This is a genomic window from Blautia sp. MSK18_10 (assembly GCF_020553185.1).
Classification (GTDB): Bacteria; Bacillota; Clostridia; order Lachnospirales; family Lachnospiraceae; genus Blautia_A; species Blautia_A wexlerae.
In genome coordinates, this window is record NZ_JAJCGT010000101.1 from 1 (window position 1) to 1,633 (window position 1,633).

The window sequence follows — 1,633 nt, forward strand, 5'->3', positions numbered from 1 at the left end:
TTACTTCTGCATGGATTTTTCCTTCTTCTTTTTATAAAATACTACTGCAGATGATCCCCTGCCTGTGCAGAAGGAGGATAAAATGAATACAGGAAGACCAAAAGGCAACCAAAAACATCTTGACTTATCTGCACGTATTATAATTGAACAGCATTTAAATAACGGTGATTCATTTAGAAGTATTGCAATAGAATTAAGCAAGGATCCAAGTACCATATCCAAAGAAATCAGACGTCATTCCATTATCAGGGAAAGAAGCGCAGATGCATTTGCCCCTATTCCCTGTGCAAACAATTATGATAGTTCAAAGCCGCGGACAAATATATGCAATGTCATGCATATGTGCGGTGATAATGAATGTCGGCGCAAATGTGTCCTCTGCAGAAAATTCAGATGCAGCGATGTCTGTAAATTTTATAAACCAAGAGAATGTGAAAAATTAAATAAACCTCCTTATGTGTGCAATGGATGCAGCAAGAGAACGAATTGCATGATGGACAAAAAGATCTATTCTTCAAAATACGCCCAGGACTCCTATGAAGCCCTTAGGACTACCAGCAGAGAAGGGATCAACCAGACACCGGAAAGTATACAGAAACTGGACAACCTGTTGTCACCGCTTCTCAAAAAAGGACAGTCCATTGCCCACATCTACGCATCTCATGCTGATGAGATCGCCTGTTCCAGAAGAACCATATACTCTTATATAGACCGTGGCGTTTTTCAAGCAAGAAACATAGATCTGCGCCGTAAAGTGGTATACAAGCAGAGAAAAAGAAAAACCACTACCAGCCTTAAAGACAGAAGTTTTCGAAAAGGCCGGAGCTATAAAGAATTCCTGGAATATATCGCAGCGAACAAATCTGTTTATGTAGTCGAAATGGATACTGTTGAAGGAGCAAAAGGTACCAGTCCCTGCTTTCTGACTATGTTCTTTCGAAACTGTAGCCTTATGCTTATGTTTCTTTTAGAAGAACAGACCCAGAAAGAAGTAACTAGGATTTTTGATCATTTAACAGAGTTACTTGGAATTGAACTGTTTCAGAAACTTTTCGAAGTAATACTTACAGACAACGGGCATGAATTTCAGGACCGGCAGAGTCTGGAATATAGCAAAAATGATGAAGTACGCACACGCATTTATTATTGTGATCCCAACCGTTCTGATCAAAAAGGTGCTCTTGAAAAGAATCATGAATATATAAGGTATGTCCTGCCAAAAGGAACAAGCTTTGAAAAAATGACAGACAAAACAACGCTGCTGTTATTAAATCATATCAATAGCGAAAAACGGGACAGCCTCAATGGACACAGTCCATATGAAGTATCCCGTCTCCTGCTGGATAACAGACTTCATAAAGCATTAGGATTAGCAGAGATACCAGCCGATGAAGTCACATTGATACCAGCATTAATAAAATAATAATAACAATACAGGCACAGGCAAGTTTCATTGCATAGAATTTAGTCTTTCCAACAGACATGTGGAATTTAGTCCTGCACACTATTTCCAGATGTCCTTTTATCATGCAAAAAACTATGCTGTTTATGCCGTATAAAAGCATTATATACTAAAAAAATCAAGTTGTATATCTCCGAAAATAGAATTAAATCCCGCATAAAATCAAGGTAT

At 38.2% G+C, this 1,633-nt stretch carries 1 protein-coding gene; it reads left to right on the top strand.

Translation table 11 applies throughout. The annotated features are described in order from the left end of the window. Window positions 1-82: 82 nt before the first annotated feature. Window positions 83-1,423: an IS30 family transposase gene (locus LI074_RS16965; protein WP_173698452.1), complete on the top strand. Its 1,341-nt coding sequence runs from the start codon at window positions 83-85 to the stop codon at window positions 1,421-1,423. Window positions 1,424-1,633: the final 210 nt, after the last annotated feature.